The 15,742-nt window shown below is 30.1% G+C and carries 15 protein-coding genes and 1 pseudogene; 12 read left to right on the top strand and 4 right to left on the bottom strand.

Going from position 1 to position 15,742, the window contains the following annotated elements:
• The first annotated feature begins 9 nt into the window (after positions 1-9).
• The 6 genes from EG240_RS09080 (at position 10) to purD (ending at position 7,210) form a co-directional block, all read left to right on the top strand.
• Positions 10-1,059, top strand: coding sequence for a hypothetical protein (locus EG240_RS09080; RefSeq protein WP_125019079.1), 1,050 nt, complete (start codon positions 10-12; stop codon positions 1,057-1,059).
• Positions 1,031-2,320: an O-antigen ligase family protein gene (locus EG240_RS09075; protein ID WP_125019078.1), complete on the top strand. Its 1,290-nt coding sequence runs from the start codon at positions 1,031-1,033 to the stop codon at positions 2,318-2,320. The genes EG240_RS09080 and EG240_RS09075 overlap by 29 nt, the downstream gene beginning before the upstream one ends.
• 53 nt (positions 2,321-2,373) lie before the next feature.
• On the top strand, positions 2,374-3,474 hold the full coding sequence (locus EG240_RS09070; protein WP_125019077.1) for a glycosyltransferase: 1,101 nt from the start codon (positions 2,374-2,376) through the stop codon (positions 3,472-3,474).
• 51 nt (positions 3,475-3,525) lie between these two features.
• Positions 3,526-4,509 carry a UDP-glucuronic acid decarboxylase family protein gene (locus tag EG240_RS09065; protein ID WP_125019076.1) on the top strand — a complete coding sequence of 328 codons (984 nt, stop codon included), beginning with the start codon at positions 3,526-3,528 and terminating at the stop codon, positions 4,507-4,509.
• Entirely contained in the window at positions 4,510-5,850 is a 1,341-nt protein-coding gene (locus EG240_RS09060) for an exopolysaccharide biosynthesis polyprenyl glycosylphosphotransferase (protein WP_125019075.1), read from the top strand.
• 85 nt (positions 5,851-5,935) lie between these two features.
• Positions 5,936-7,210 (top strand): phosphoribosylamine--glycine ligase, encoded by a 1,275-nt coding sequence (gene purD / locus EG240_RS09055; protein WP_125019074.1) that lies wholly within the window; start codon positions 5,936-5,938, stop codon positions 7,208-7,210.
• A gap of 42 nt (positions 7,211-7,252) precedes the next feature.
• Here the strand turns inward: purD and EG240_RS09050 are convergent, their stop codons facing one another.
• The 3 genes from EG240_RS09050 to EG240_RS09040 form a co-directional block, all read right to left on the bottom strand.
• A complete protein-coding gene (locus EG240_RS09050) occupies positions 7,253-10,066 on the bottom strand; it encodes a M16 family metallopeptidase (RefSeq protein ID WP_125019073.1) in 2,814 nt (937 codons plus the stop codon).
• A 153-nt stretch (positions 10,067-10,219) separates the two neighbouring features.
• Positions 10,220-10,642, bottom strand: a complete 423-nt coding sequence (locus EG240_RS09045; RefSeq protein WP_125019072.1) for a GNAT family N-acetyltransferase — start codon at positions 10,640-10,642, stop codon at positions 10,220-10,222.
• Positions 10,643-10,690: 48 nt separating this feature from the next.
• Positions 10,691-10,924 (bottom strand): DUF6341 family protein, encoded by a 234-nt coding sequence (locus EG240_RS09040; RefSeq protein ID WP_125019071.1) that lies wholly within the window; start codon positions 10,922-10,924, stop codon positions 10,691-10,693.
• A gap of 109 nt (positions 10,925-11,033) precedes the next feature.
• Here EG240_RS09040 and EG240_RS09035 point away from each other — a divergent pair, with 109 nt between their 5' ends.
• Positions 11,034-11,963 carry a DUF6427 family protein gene (locus EG240_RS09035; RefSeq protein ID WP_125019070.1) on the top strand — a complete coding sequence of 310 codons (930 nt, stop codon included), beginning with the start codon at positions 11,034-11,036 and terminating at the stop codon, positions 11,961-11,963.
• Here the strand turns inward: EG240_RS09035 and upp are convergent.
• The gene (gene upp / locus EG240_RS09030; protein ID WP_125019069.1) at positions 11,958-12,599 is read right to left on the bottom strand and encodes a uracil phosphoribosyltransferase; all 642 of its coding nucleotides are present in this window, start codon (positions 12,597-12,599) and stop codon (positions 11,958-11,960) included. The genes EG240_RS09035 and upp overlap by 6 nt on opposite strands.
• A gap of 68 nt (positions 12,600-12,667) precedes the next feature.
• Here upp and EG240_RS09025 point away from each other — a divergent pair, with 68 nt between their 5' ends.
• The 5 genes and pseudogenes from EG240_RS09025 to EG240_RS09005 all read left to right on the top strand — a co-directional run.
• Positions 12,668-13,273: a DUF4254 domain-containing protein gene (locus EG240_RS09025; protein ID WP_125019068.1), complete on the top strand. Its 606-nt coding sequence runs from the start codon at positions 12,668-12,670 to the stop codon at positions 13,271-13,273.
• A gap of 43 nt (positions 13,274-13,316) precedes the next feature.
• A complete protein-coding gene (locus tag EG240_RS09020; RefSeq protein WP_125019067.1) occupies positions 13,317-13,616 on the top strand; it encodes a hypothetical protein in 300 nt (99 codons plus the stop codon).
• A complete protein-coding gene (locus tag EG240_RS09015) occupies positions 13,616-14,644 on the top strand; it encodes a glycosyltransferase family 9 protein (protein ID WP_235830361.1) in 1,029 nt (342 codons plus the stop codon). Before EG240_RS09020 ends, EG240_RS09015 begins: the two co-directional genes overlap by 1 nt.
• Before the next feature lie 6 nt (positions 14,645-14,650).
• The gene (locus EG240_RS09010; RefSeq protein WP_125019066.1) at positions 14,651-15,163 is read left to right on the top strand and encodes an adenine phosphoribosyltransferase; all 513 of its coding nucleotides are present in this window, start codon (positions 14,651-14,653) and stop codon (positions 15,161-15,163) included.
• 111 nt (positions 15,164-15,274) lie between these two features.
• Positions 15,275-15,730 (top strand): annotated as a pseudogene (locus EG240_RS09005) (DUF4494 domain-containing protein); the annotation flags it as partial.
• Positions 15,731-15,742: the final 12 nt, after the last annotated feature.

Genomic DNA, 15,742 nt, shown 5'->3' with positions numbered 1-15,742 from the left:
ATCTTTGGTATGATGAATAAATTACAGTTTTATGTTTTAGTGATTTTCTCAGTTGTTCTCAGCTTAGTGTTGCCTTTTGTTTTGCCAGAACGTTTCTTTCTAGATGCAATTTTGATTGTAAAAGATCCGTGGGATGAAAAAGGTTGGATTGGAAGCTATCCAATTTCAATGATGTTTTACCATTTAACCAAGTTAGGAAAACTTCCGTTTAGTATTGTTGCACTGATTCAATTACCGATTTTGTATTTTATTCTTCGGCTTGTTGGTATACCAGAACGATTTCAAATCTTTACCATTAAAAATATTCTAATTTACCTTTGTTTTGTAATGATGGCTATTTTTATTGGCCAACCATCTAAAGAATTTTTTACTTTTATTTTTATCGGTATAATAGTATTGCTTTTTCAGCAAAAAGTGCTTTCATTAGGAATTTGTTTGTTGATTAGTTTTATAATGTTTTTTATTTTCGGAGCTGTTTTCAGACCTTATTTTACTTTTGTTCCAATTATTTCTATTGGTATATTTTTAATAACAAGAATTCGTTTTAAAAATAGATGGATATTTGGTATTGTAGCCGGAATCGCTGTCATTGTTCTTTTATCGTTTTCTTACAGTTTGGTTAAAGGCGAATTTTTTTCTGCTATGACCAGAGAAACGATCAATCTTGAACGAATGAATAAAGAAAATGCCGATACAATGCTTGTTTCTCCAATTGCTCCAACTAATATTTTCGGAGAAGCTTTTGCAACCGTTTACGGTTTTATATCTGTAAATTTTCCAATAAACGCATTAAAGTTTTTTTATAAACCTCAAGTTGTTGCTTTCGTGGTTTGGCAATTGTTATTAACTTGGATTATAGTTGTTCGATTTGGTTATTTACTAAAGGATTATACCGAACGAAAAAAGGAATTTTGGTTAATGCTTTTCTTTTTAAGTTACTTAGTAATTCAGGCTATTTTTGAACCAGATTTAGGTTCTGCTGTTCGACACAAAATCGGTATATTACCATTGATATATTTCTTGTTCTATTATGATGAATTCAAAAGAAAATTACAATAAAATAATTTCAGTTTTTATTGTTTTAATTGCAAGTACAATCGTTTTTCGTCCGGTTTGTACCTTATTGATTATACTTTTTACGATTTATAATTTAGTACATTTCAAATACCTAAAATGGCCTAATAACGTTTGGAAATATGTTTGTTTGTTAAGCTTACCTTTGATTTTTGAAATTCTTTTCTTTTGGAATAATTCCAGTGTAACGCTTGGATTTAAATCTTTAGAGAAATACGCATCGCTATTTGTGTTCTCCTTTTTTATTTTAGGAAACTATCAACAATTATCCTTCTTTAAGATTCTTAATCAGTATCGTTATTTGTTCACTTTTATTTGGGTGATTTTATTACTGCGTTTTCTAGTTTTTGATTACGATTTAGTACATAAATATATAAATGGTATTCATTTAGCTGAAATGGGATATAAATTTGCTGAAAGTTTTGGTAATCATGCACCGGCAATTAATATGCATGTAGCTTTTTTGGTGATAACAAATGTGTATTTTCTATTGAGAAAAAGGACTTTTAAAAATTTGTTGATTAATATATTTTTACTCTTTGTTAGTTTATTTTCGTTATTGGTTTTAAATACTCGTATTTCTTTAGCAGTTGCTATTTTATGCTCACTGATTGTTTCTTTGCAATATTTTATTAAACAATTCAAAACTTCAAAAATTGTTAAGTTATCAATAGGTTTTGTTGCTATTATATCTGGAATTTTATTCATCAGTTTTGAATCAAATCCTTATATGAAAGAAAAATATTCATCCGTTACTTTTGCATATATGGACAAGGTTGGAAAATTGGACGAAATTCCAAATCCCGAAGTTGTTGTTTTTAATGCTTTTGTAACTCGACTTTCTATTTGGAAATCTTCCTACGAATTAGCTTTAGAACAACCATTAATTGGATACGGTTCTGCTGATGGAAAAAGAGAAGTTGTTGATTATTTTCAACGAACCAATCAACAGTTTTTGACGAAATATGCTTTTCCCGTTCACAATCAAATCTTAGATTTTTTTGTAAAATTTGGTTTTCTAGGTGCAATTATGGGAATTGTTTATATGTTAGTTCCGATTGTAATTGGGTTTAAAAGTAAAAATGTAATTTTGTTTTGTTTTGGAATCATCTTTTTTATTTCAAATTTATTTGATGATTTTCTGATTCGTTTTGATGGAATTGTGTTTTTTGGAATTTGGATTTGTTTGGGAACTGCTTTTTATCTTCGTAATAAAAATTCCATAAAATCCGAATTACTTGATTAATGTTTTATAGTCAGATTTACGACTTTTTTATAATTTTTAAAAAATAGATTCTGTTGAAAAGAGTTTTAGTAGTTGATTGGTTGGATAAGTTTGGAGGTGCCGAACGCGTTATTGCAAGTTTGGAAAAAACTTTTAGATTTACTCAAATTTATGGTTTAACAAATGTGATGAAGCCGAGTGATTTAAATAAAATTACTCAAGGAAAATCTATTCTTATAACAACAACTTTTTTACAAATTTTCGGGAGATTTTTCAGATTGTTCTTTTTTACTTTTCATTATTTTATTTCAAAAATTAAAATTGATTCCTCTGCCAAAACGATAATTTCTTCTTCACACGCTGTTGCAAAAGGAATTTCAAAATCTTCTAAAAATCAACTGCATATCAGTTATTTTCAAGCTCGTAATTTTAAATATATTTGGGATGATGCGCCTCTTTATTTCGGAAAGTTTTTGTTTTTGGTCAAACCATTAATCAATTATCTTCAAAAACTCGATTTTAAACAAGCTCAAAAACCTGATTTTATTATCAGTAATTCCAAGTTTGTACAACAATGGGTTAAAGAGAAATACAATCGTGATTCTATTGTTATTTATCCACCAGTTGCCTTGGATGATTTTCCGTTAGAAACTCAAAAAGAAAATTACTATGTCGCAGTTGGTCGAATTGTAGCCTATAAACGTTTTGACTTAATTGTGGAAGCTTTTAAAAATTCTGATAAAAAATTAATAGTTTTAGGTGATGGACCTGAATTAAGTAAACTTAAAGAAAACGCAACAGAAAATATTGAATTCAAAGGTTTTGTTGATTCTTCTACAGTTCGTAAATACATATCAAGAGCAAAAGCATTTATACATATTGGAGTCGAAGATTTTGGAATAGCTCCAATCGAAGCTCAATCTTGTGGAACTCCAGTAATTGCTTTTAAAGCTGGAGGAATTCTAGAAACTGTTTTGGATGGCTCAACTGGATTTTTTTTCGAAAAGCAAACGAAAGAATCTTTACTTAATGCAATTGAATCTTTTGAGAAAAGTGATTGGGATGCAACAAAAATACATCTTCATGCACAAACTTTTTCAGAAGAACGCTTTTCGAATGAAATGCAGAACTTTGTTCATAATTGTGAAAAAGATTATTTTAACATTCACAATTAAACTTTTATATACGAATCTAAAGCCTTAATTTTACGATTATAAATTTAAGTGATGAAACGTATATTAATAACAGGAGCGGCAGGTTTTCTAGGTTCGCATTTATGTGATAGATTTAATACTGAAGGATTTCACGTAATTGGAATGGACAATTTGATTACTGGAGATTTAAAAAATATTCAGCATCTTTTTCATTTAGAAAACTTTGAATTCCATCATCACGATATTACTAATTTCATTCACATTGCGGGTGATTTAGATTATATTTTACATTTTGCTTCACCAGCAAGTCCGATTGATTATTTAAAGATTCCAATTCAAACTTTAAAAGTTGGTTCATTAGGAACACATAATTTATTAGGTTTAGCTCGTGCTAAAAATGCTCGCATTTTAATTGCTTCGACGTCAGAAGTCTATGGCGATCCGTTAGTTCATCCACAAACCGAAGAATATTACGGTAACGTAAATGCAATTGGTCCTCGTGGTGTTTATGATGAAGCTAAACGTTTTCAAGAATCTTTAACAATGGCTTATCATACGTTTCATGGTTTAGAAACTCGAATTGTTCGTATATTTAATACTTATGGACCACGAATGCGATTAAATGATGGACGTGTAATTCCTGCTTTTATGGGACAAGCTTTACGAGGTGAAGATTTAACCATTTTTGGTGACGGAAATCAAACGCGTTCTTTTTGTTATATCGATGATCAAGTTGAAGGTATTTATAGATTGTTGTTTTCTGATTATCATTTACCCGTAAATATTGGAAATCCAGATGAAATCACAATAAATGAATTCGCACAAGAAATTTTAAAATTGACTGAAACAAATAATAAAATTGTATATCATCCGTTACCTATAAACGATCCTTTGCAAAGACAACCAGATATCACAAAAGCTAAAGATATTCTTGGGTGGGAACCAAAAGTTGGTAGAACCGAAGGAATGCAGATAACCTATAATTATTTTAAAACACTTTCTCCTGAAGAATTAAAAAAGGAAGAACATAAAGATTTTTCTAATTATATTAAATAAGTGAAAAAATACATCGGTAGATATTCAAAATACATTCGTCCACTAACCATTCTCTTTGATGTTAGTGTAGTAAATTTATTGTTTTATTTTTTCTTTGATTCTCATTTATTAACTGTTTCAGAATTTTTAGTAATCTCACTTTTTTGGATTGTTTGTTCGTTTATTACTTCTTTTTATGAAGTATATCGATTTACCAAATTAATACAGATTGCTGATAAATCTTTAAAGCAATTTGGATTATTTGCAGTTTTCTCTTTCGCTTACGTTGGATTTGTTTCTAAGAGTTTTTCAAATATCGAATTAGTCAAATACTTAATTTCTTCTTTTGTAATTATTGTATTTGTAAAATATACGATTTTTAATGCTTTAAAATTATTTAGAAAATATTACAAAGGAAATCATCGACGAGTTGTTGTTATAGGGAAAGATGTTTTGTCAAATCAATTAGCTAATTTTTTTATTAAAGAAACAGATTATGGTTATTCTTTGGTCAATCATTTTAAGAATAACGATAATGTAAGAGATGTAATTACATATTGTTCTGAAAATAATATTGATGAAATTTATTTTTCTTTGGAAGACACAACGAATTCAGAGTTAAATAAATACATCAATTTTGCAGATAATAATTTTAAAACATTAAAATACATTCCAACCAAAACGGAAATGTTATCAAATGCTGTTAATGTTCATTATTATGGATTTATTCCAATTATTCCATCTCGAAAATTCCCACTACAAAAGCCATTTAATAAATTTATTAAACGAACTTTTGATTTGATTGTATCTTCTTTAGTTATTGTTTTTGTTTTGTCATGGTTAGTTCCGTTAATCGGATTACTTATTAAGTTGGAGTCAAAAGGGCCAATATTTTTTAATCAGATTAGGAATGGTTTATATTATAATGAATTTAATTGTTTCAAGTTTCGTTCTATGTATGTTAATAATGAAGCGCATACTATTCAAGCCACAAAAAACGATAAGAGAATAACTAAAATTGGTAAGTTTCTGAGAAAATCGAGTTTAGACGAAATGCCTCAGTTTTTTAATGTGTTTTTAGGTGATATGTCTGTTTGTGGACCACGACCTCATATGGTTTCAATGACCAATCAATATGAGCGTGTTGTAACTAAATTTAGATTACGCCATTACATTAAACCTGGAATTACTGGAATGGCTCAAACGCATGGTTGTCGTGGAGAAATTGAGAATCGAAGAGATATTATCAATCGAGTTAAATATGATATATTTTATCTTGAAAATTGGACCTTACTACTTGATTTAAAAATTGTTTATTTGACAGTTAAAAATGCAGTTTTAGGTGATAAAAAAGCATACTAAAGAAGAACAATGTTCTTCTTTTTTTGTTTTTAATATTGATTAGAAAGGAGTATTTTTGACCTAAATTATTAAACGACACAACACAATGAATATTTTACTATTAGGTTCAGGTGGAAGAGAACACGCTTTCGCATGGAAAATGTTACAAAGCAACAAATGTTCGAAACTTTTTGTAGCTCCTGGAAATGCAGGAACAGCTTCAATTGCGACTAACGTTGCGATGAATCCAAACGATTTTTTTGCAGTTAAAGAATTTGTTTTAAATAGCAACATCGAAATGGTAGTTGTCGGTCCTGAAGATCCTTTAGTAAATGGAATTTATGATTTCTTTAAAAACGATGATTTGTTAACTCAAATTCCAGTAATTGGACCATCTAAACTTGGAGCGCAATTAGAAGGAAGTAAAGAATTTGCTAAAGAATTCTTAGTAAAGCATAATATTCCTACAGCACGTTATCAATCTTTTACAAAGGATACGGTTGAAGCAGGTTGTGAATTTTTAACTACATTAAATGCGCCTTACGTTCTTAAAGCTGATGGATTAGCTGCTGGTAAAGGTGTTTTAATTTTAAACGATTTAGCCGAGGCTCAGCAAGAATTAAAAAACATGTTGGTTGATGCTAAATTTGGAGATGCTTCTTCAAAAGTAGTTATCGAAGAGTTTTTAGATGGAATTGAATTAAGTTGTTTTGTTTTAACTGATGGAAAATCTTATAAATTACTTCCGACTGCTAAAGATTACAAAAGAATTGGTGAAGGTGACCAAGGATTGAATACAGGTGGAATGGGGGCTGTTTCTCCAGTTCCTTTTGCTGATGCGGAATTTATGAAAAAGATTGAAGAACGCATCGTAATTCCTACGGTAAATGGATTTCAAAGTGATAATATTGAATATAAAGGTTTTGTATTTATAGGTTTAATTAAAGTTGGAGATGACCCGTTTGTTATTGAATATAACGTTCGTATGGGTGATCCAGAAACTGAAGTTGTTCTTCCAAGATTGAAATCAGATTTAGTTGAATTATTCCAAGCAGTTGGTGCTCAAAAATTAGATGAGGTTTCTTTTGAAATTGACGAAAGAGCAGCAACAACAGTTATGGTTGTTTCTGGTGGATATCCAGAAGATTATGAAAAAAATAAAGTGATTACTGGTTTAGAGTACGTAACAGATTCAATTGTTTTTCACGCGGGTACAGCTTTGAAAGATAATGAAATCGTATCTAATGGAGGTCGTGTTTTAGCCTTTACTTCTTATGCAGATAATTTTGAAGATGCTTTGAAAAAATCATATTCAAGTATCGAAAAAGTAAAATTTGACGGTATGTATTTCAGAAAAGATATAGGTTTCGATTTAAAATAAAAGTAAAAGAGCTTCGGATTTCCGAAGCTCTTTTTTATTAAATTATTTTTTTGCAGATTCAGGTTTTAAAACTGAAATTACTCTATTGTTTTTCAAATATTTGTTTGCTGCATCTTGAACATCTTTGGCTGTCAAAGCTTTTAAGTTCTTCTCAAAGTCTAATGCTTTTTCAGGATTTTCTTTGTCAGTATATGAATCACTTAAAACATCAAGCCAATAGTTGTTTTCTTTTAAAGAAATTGTGTAATCTGTCATTTCACCTTCTTTAAATTTCTCTAAATCTTTGGCTTCAGGACCATTTTTCTGAATTTTCTCAACTTCTTTTAAAGTCAATTCAATTAACTTATCAGCACTAGCAGGATTCGTTGGATATCCGATACTAAAACTATATGAACCATAAGGTAATTTATTTAAGCCTCCGCGTGCGCTAGCTCCATAAACTCCACCTTCTTTTTCACGTAATTCTTCAATAAGTTTAATCGTCAAGATCTCTCCTAAAGCTTGCATTGCTAAATTTTCTTTTTCTGAATAAGTAGTTTCTCCAGTATATGAAATTCTTACTGTAGCTTTATCATCATTTCCTTTGAATACCTCTTTTTTATGAACTCCTTTTATTGGTCTTGAACCGGTATCTTTGAAAGTTTCTTTTCTATTAAGAGCTGGTAAAGAAGCAATGTATTTTTCAGAATAAGCTTTCATTTCATCATCAGTCACATTTCCTACGAAGAAGAACTCAAAATCACTTGCATCTGCAAAGCGATCTTTATATAAATCGTATGCTTTTTTGTAATCTGTTTTGTCCCAATCGCTATCGCTAGGTGGGAAAGAGATGTAACGTTCGTTATGTCCATACATGAAATCATTTACTTGTTTAGAGAAATACATTTCAGGTTGTGACATTAAATTAGCATAGTATGATTTATTTTTATTCTTTTCTGATTCGTATGCTTTCTCATCATAATTTAAATCAGTGAAATATGCATAAACAGTTTGGAATAGATATTCTAAATCTTTTGGTGTAGAACTACCATAAAATCCTTCGGTCATTCCACCAACATATGGACTTACACGGTAAATTTTACCTGAATTAAACTTAGTTAGTGCGTTTTGATCCATTCCTGCAATACCAGCTTGTGGAACCGCTCCTGTTGCTAAATTAATTGTTTTGTATGTTTTTGTATCAATTGAGTTGAATCCACCAAAACTAGCTCCATTAAATAGAATTTCATCATTTTTGAAATCTGTTTTTTTATAGGTTACTTTAGCTCCATTAGAAAGTTCTAAAGTTGTAGTTCCTAATTTTGCATTTTTAGTAGTTTTTACAACTTTACCAGGTTTGATTTCATTACGAATTAATGATTCCGCAATAGTTGCTTCTTGATACGGTGTGATTTCAATTTTAGAAACGTCTAAAGCAGCTAAAACTTCTTTCTCTGTAGTTTTACCTCCGTCTTTTCTTTCAGGTCCAGTTAAGATAATTACACGGTTTTCATCTTTAATGTAGTTCTGAATTAATTTATTTGTTTCGTTTAATGTAATTGTAGGAAGCAACTCCTTAACTAAATTAAATTCATAATCAATAGAAGGTATTGCTTCTCCTTCTAAGAAATTAGATTGATATTGACCTAAGTATGCAGAAGAATTATTTTTATCTCTATCGTTGTAAGCTTTTTCGTAAGAAGATAAATATTCGCTTTTAGCTCTATCTAATTCAGATTGAGTAAAACCGTATCTTTTAGCTCTTTCATTTTCGATTGCTAATGTTTTGATAGCTTCTAGTTGTTTATCTTCAGCTGTCATCGCAAACGATTGGAACGCATCTTTATTTCTACCGTACATTCCACCATAATAACTATATCCGTAAATAAATGGCGGATTCGCACTGTTTGTATATTCTTCTAAACGTGCATTGATCATCTGTCCAAATAATCCTTCAATTAAGTCATTTCTGTAATCACCTACTGTAGTTGAAGGTTTTGAAATTCCTTGATCTTTATATAAAATTTGAACATTTGCATTTGTAGCTTCTTTGTCTGTACTAATCGAAACAAAAGTTTCTTTGTGATTTGGAATATCAAATGATTTTCTAGCTGGAGCATTTTTTGGATTTTTATACGATCCAAAATGACTTTTGATTTTTTTCTCCATTTCGTTCACATCAATGTCTCCAACAACGATTACAGCCATTAAATCTGGACGATACCAATCTTTGTAGAATTGACGGATTTCTTCATGTTTAAAAGTCTCTAAGTTCTCTTTCGTTCCAATTGGTAAACGTTTTGCATACATTGAATTGTATAACATTTTTGGCAAATATTCACGCATCATACGTTCATTTGCACCTAAGCGCGTACGATATTCTTCAATAACAACTCCACGTTCATCATCGATGTCTTTTGCATCCAAATTTGCGTTAAAAGCCCAATCTTCAAGAATTTTAAAACCTTTGTCTAGTTTTACTGGATCATCTGCCGGAATTGGTAAAAAATAAACGGTTTCATCAAAGCTTGTATAAGCATTTAAATGTTGACCGAATTTTACACCAATACTTTGTAAATAATCGATAAGTTCGTTTTTAGGAAACGTTTTTGTTCCATTAAAAACCATGTGCTCCATAAAGTGAGCTAAACCAACTTGGTTATCGGTTTCTAGAATAGATCCAGCGTTTAAAACCAAACGTAAGTCAACTTTTTTCTCAGGTTTTGGATTGTGTCTAATGTAATAAGTTAATCCATTGTCTAATTTTCCAATTTTCACATTTGGATCCGTTGGTAATTTTTGATTTAAATCTGCAATTTGCGCAAATAAAGATGCTGGAAGAATTAACAAACCAAGTGTTAGTTTTCTTAAATTCATAAATTAATATTAAAATCGGTTAGTTTTTTTGAATTTTAAAAATATGTATAAATATATGATTTTTTTGTTAAAATATTGGTAAAAAATAAAGCCAACCTTTTATGATGAGGTTAGCTTTGAAAGATTGTGAAATTATTTTTCTTAATGAGGTGTTTATCTTTTTAAAACCATTTCTAAATATGGATTTGTGAATCCGAATTTTTCGTAAAGTTTAATTGCTGGATTATGAGCGTCAATTCTCAAAAGAATATTTCCTCTACAAACATCTAAAACTTCTTTCATGATTAAAGTTCCAATTCCAGTTCTTCGACGATTTAAATCAGTTGCTAAATAAACTAAAATGTTTTCAGGTATATAACTATCCATGTGTGTGTGATTAATTACTGCAACACCTGTTATCTCTTCTTTTTCAAGGCAAAGAACTAAATGTCCGCCCTTGTCAACAATGTAATTTAGTGCTTTAGTGATTACTTCCTTACTGTCTCCAAATTGTTCAAGATGCGTGAATAAAAAATCGACAATTTCTTTTTTTAGTTCAAATGGGAAATTGTATGATTGGTAGGTTTTAATTGTCATTATTTTTGTATAAAAAAGAAGTCACGATTCCGTCGTGACTTAGGTATATTATTTTAAGAAAGAATGTGCTGTTGTATCTTGCACATCTTCGCCAGATTTTTCGAAAATTTGTAATTGCTTAATCCAATAGAAGAATGCAATAATAGAAATGATGATGAAAATAAATGTAATGATATTACCTAACCACCAGTTTGCATTTTCTACTTTAGATAGCCATAAAAATGGTACCATTAAAAAATCGGTAAAAAAACTACCTAGTCCTTCAAATAAAGATGTCCACATAATATTGTTATTAAATAATTGCTGATTGAGAAAAGTTAAATAGTAACTTTGCTACAAAAGTAATAATTTTATCAACAAGTTATTTACATAAATAATAAAAAAATTATACATGTTAACAAATCTTTTTTCTAAAAGCAGGCCAATCAACTATTTTTTAATTACCATAGCTCTGTTATTGGTGTATTTAGTGAATTTGTTTACTGATTTTTCTTGGTCAACAAGTAGTTTTAGTTTGGTTAATAAAATTATTTTGTTTTTAGTTTTGGGATTATCTGTTTTTGTGGTTCAATTCATAACTTTTAAAAATCAATTAGCGAATCAAAATTTGTATTCGTTGTTTTTTTACACTTGTTTTTTTATCCTATTTTCTACTATTCTAGATAATAATGAAGTTATTGTTGCCAATTTTTTTGTTTTGCTGGCATTGCGTAGGATTTTTTCACTTCATTCGTTACGAGATGTAAAACAAAAGATTTTTGACGCTGCTTTTTTGATTTTAGTAGCTTCCTTATTTCATTTTTGGAGTATTCTTTTTATAATTCTGTTGTATTTTGCGATTCTTTGGTTTGTTTCAGAAGATTATCGAAATTGGTTTATTCCTTTCATTTCGTTGTTTTCGGTAAGTATTTTGTTTTATACCTATACTTTATATGCTGATATTTCTTTTATTAATTATTGGAAAGATCACGCTGTAGTTAGTTTTAATTTTACTTATTTCGAAAATATTTATCAAAATATAGCTTTGGCACTATTTACTTCAATCGCTTGTTTGTTTGCTTTTTCTCAAGTTTTAGAAATTAGGAAATTACCTATAAGTTTACATGCAATCTATAATTTGTTACTTGTGTCCTTTTTAGTAGGGGTTTCGATTTATGTACTTTCTGACCACAAAATGAATAGTTTATTAGTTTACACTTTCTTTCCACTTTCTATTTTAGGTGCAAATTATATGGAACGCTTAGCAAAGAATTGGATGAAAGAATTAACTTTGGTAAGCGTTCTTGGAATTAGTATTTGGATTTTTATTACGCAATTATAATTTTTCACCGTAAGCTAAATCTCCTGCATCACCTAATCCAGGAATAATGTAATTCTTTTCGTTTAATCCATCATCAAGAGTTGCAACCCATAAATGACAATAATCCGGAAGGTTTTCTTGTAAATATTTAATTCCTTCTGGAGCAGCAATAACCACACAAATATGGATTTCTTTTGGAGTTTCTTCAGTTAGCAATTTGTTATAAACCGCTACTAAAGAATGACCCGTTGCTAACATCGGATCTAATAACAATAAATGTTTTCCTTCAAATGATGGAGCAGCTTGATATTCCACTTTGATTTCTTTATTTCCGTGAATTCTAGATGCAGAAACAAAACCATTTTCAGCATCATCAAAAAAGTTCATAAAACCAGTATGAAGTGCCAATCCTGCACGTAAAATTGAGCATAGAACCACATTGTCCTTTATGGTGGTTGTATTTTTAATCCCAAGTGGGGTTTGTACGGCAACTTCTTGATATGGTAAGGTTTTACTTAATTCATAAGCCATAATCTCACCAATTCGTTCGATGTTTTTACGAAAACGCATACTGTCTTTTTGGATGTTTACATCTCTAAGTTGCGCTAAAAAGTGATTTAGAATACTATTCTGCTCTGATATATAGTGAATATGCATGGTTTTTTGTATAAAAATTTGAGTTTATAAAGTTATAAAAAGTATATTTGTAAATAAAATTTTTAACCATGTTTGCAGAATTCGCATTTCCAATATTTGAGCAAAGTATTGCTGACTATCACAAATTTGATGATGTTTATCAGCCTATAAATAATCCTTACGAAAAAGGAACAATCGAACATTTATTATACGCAAAAAACTGGGTTGACACAGTACAATGGCATTATGAAGATATTATTCGTGATCCACAAATTGATCCGATTGCAGCTTTAGATTTAAAACGTAAAATCGATGCTTCTAACCAAGTTCGTACAGATATGGTCGAATATATTGATGGTTATTTCTTAGATAAATATAAAGATGTTGTTGTAAAAGCAGATGCTAAAATCAACACAGAAAGTCCAGCTTGGGCAATTGACCGTTTATCTATCTTAGCTTTAAAAATTTATCATATGAACGAAGAAGCAACTCGTGAAACAGCTTCTGAAGAACATAGAGCTAAATGTCAAGCGAAATTAGACGTGTTATTAGACCAAAAAAATGACATGTTCACTTCTATCAGTCAATTAATTTCTGATATCGAAAACGGAGATAAATATATGAAAGTGTACAAGCAAATGAAAATGTACAACGACGATGATTTAAACCCTGTTTTATATCAGAACAAAAAATAGTAACTTTGAAAGACTTTCTAAATCGGAAAGTCTTTTTTTATTTATGGAAAAAATTTCAAAAACCATTTCAATCTTAATATTTACCATTTTATTGGTGATTGTTGGTGCAGTAATTTGGTCGTTCTTTAATCCTTACGCACAAGTTTTTCTTTTGCCATTAGGTTTTTTAAGTGTTTATTATCTTTTATTATATTCATTTGTGAAATTAATTGGTGCTAAAACTTCCAAACCTTGGAGATATTTAATCCTATTTATGATTGTAGTTCCGCTGCTTTCTTTTGCTTACGGATATAACACATTCATCCGATTTTCAATAACCATTTTAAATGCATTTACAGAATAATGAAACATATTGTAATGATGCGTTTGTCGGCAATGGGCGATGTTGCAATGACGGTTCCGGTTATTTCTGCTTTGGTTTCGCAATATCCAGAAGTGAAAGTTACCGTGGTTTCTCGTCCGTTTTTTAAGCCATTTTTCAATCATATTCCTAATGTCGAATTTTTTGCTGTTGATTTAAATAATCGGCACAAAGGATTTTTAGGTTTATACCGATTGTTTACCGATTTAAAGAAGCTGAAAGTTGATTATTTTGCCGATTTTCATAATGTTTTACGTTCAAAAATTGTTCGAACTTTTTTTGCTTTATCAGGAACAAAAGTTGCTTTTACAGATAAAGGACGCGATGAGAAAAAAGCCTTAACTCGTACAGAAAATAAAGTTTTTGCTCCAGTAAAATCAATGGTAAATCGTCATTTAGAAACCTTACAGAAATTAGGATTTAATGTTTCGTTACAAAATCCGATTTTTCCAACTAAACCAATTCTAAACGAAGACATTATTTCTAAAGTCGAAAATAAAGAACATAAATGGATTGGAATTGCACCTTTTGCACAATATGATTCTAAAGTCTATCCAAAAGATTTAATGGAAGAAGTGATTCGAATTTTGTCAGAAAATCAGAATTATCGTATCTTTTTATTTGGTGGAGGAAACAAGGAAATTGAGTTGTTAAACCAAATGCAACAACAAATTGATAATGTTTTTGTTTTGGCAGGAAAACTTTCTTTTAAGGAAGAATTAATCGTGATTCAAAATTTAGATGTAATGCTTTCAATGGATTCTGGAAATGCACATATTGCTGCTATGTACGGAATTCCGGTGGTTTCGCTTTGGGGGCAAACCCATCCGTTTGCAGGTTTTGTGCCTTTCAATCAACCTGAAATAAATTCGTTAACCGCAGACAGAAATCAATATCCGTTAATTCCAACATCTATTTACGGAAATAAAATTGTACCTGGTTACGAAAATGCTATGCGCACGATTTTACCAGAAATGGTTGTGAATCAAATTAATAAAATTGTAAAATAATTGATTATGAAAATAGAATCATTTATCAGAGATATTCAAAATTTCCCAAAAGAAGGAATTGGATTTAAAGATATTACGCCACTTTTAAATGATATTGAAGCTCGTAAAGAAGCTTTGAAGTTATTAGTAGGAAAATTAAACGGACAAAAAATAGATAAAGTTGTTGGCATAGAAAGTAGAGGTTTTTTCTTCGGAACGCTTTTGGCTCAAGAATTAAATGCGGGTTTTGTTCCGGTTCGTAAACCACGTAAACTACCTTTTGATACTATTTCTGAATCTTACGAATTAGAATACGGTTCAGATACCTTAGAAATGCATATTGATGCGATAAAACCTGGAGAAAAAGTTTTGCTTCACGATGATGTTTTGGCAACTGGAGGAACTGCTGCTGCAGTTTGTAAACTAATTGAACGTGCTGGTGGTGAAATCGTACAATGTAATTTTTTAATGGAATTAGATTTCTTAAACGGAAAAGAAAAATTAAAAGGTTATGATGTACAAGCTTTGATACATTATTAGTTATCCGGCTTTTAGACACAATATTTCAAATTGTGAATATCTATTTGTTGTTTTTAACTATTACTTTTTCTTTAAAATCTATATTTGCGTTCCTTAAAAATTAAAGTAATTATGAGTGCAACTTGGTACGAATGCAAAGTTAAATATAGAAAAATAGATGAAAGTGGAGTTCAAAAAGTAGTTTCTGAACCTTATTTGGTTGATGCACTTTCGTTCACCGAAGCGGAATCTAGAATTAATACGGAAATGGCTGCTTTTGTTACTGAAGAATTTAAAATTGTAAACATTAAAGTAGCAAATTTTGCTGAGATTCATAATTTCGAAAACTCTGATCGTTGGTTTAAGTCTAAAGTTTCTCTTTTAGCCTATGATGAAGAAAGTGGTAAAGAGCGTAAAACGAGCTTTTATTTGTTAATTCAAGCCAATGATGTAAAAGAAGCTTTTGATAATACCATGCAAGTGATGCAAAACACAATGGGTGAATTTACGATTCCTGCAATTTCAGAATCGCCGATTGTTGATGTGTTTCCTTTCTTTAAAGGTGAAGAAGTTTCTGAAGAAAAATTGATAGGTTAATCT

The sequence above is a fragment of the Paenimyroides tangerinum genome, from assembly GCF_003865405.1.
In the GTDB taxonomy this organism is placed as follows: Bacteria; Bacteroidota; Bacteroidia; order Flavobacteriales; family Flavobacteriaceae; genus Flavobacterium; species Flavobacterium tangerinum.
Note: the sequence above shows the minus strand (reverse complement) of the source record. Positions and strands in the feature narration are given on the sequence as shown.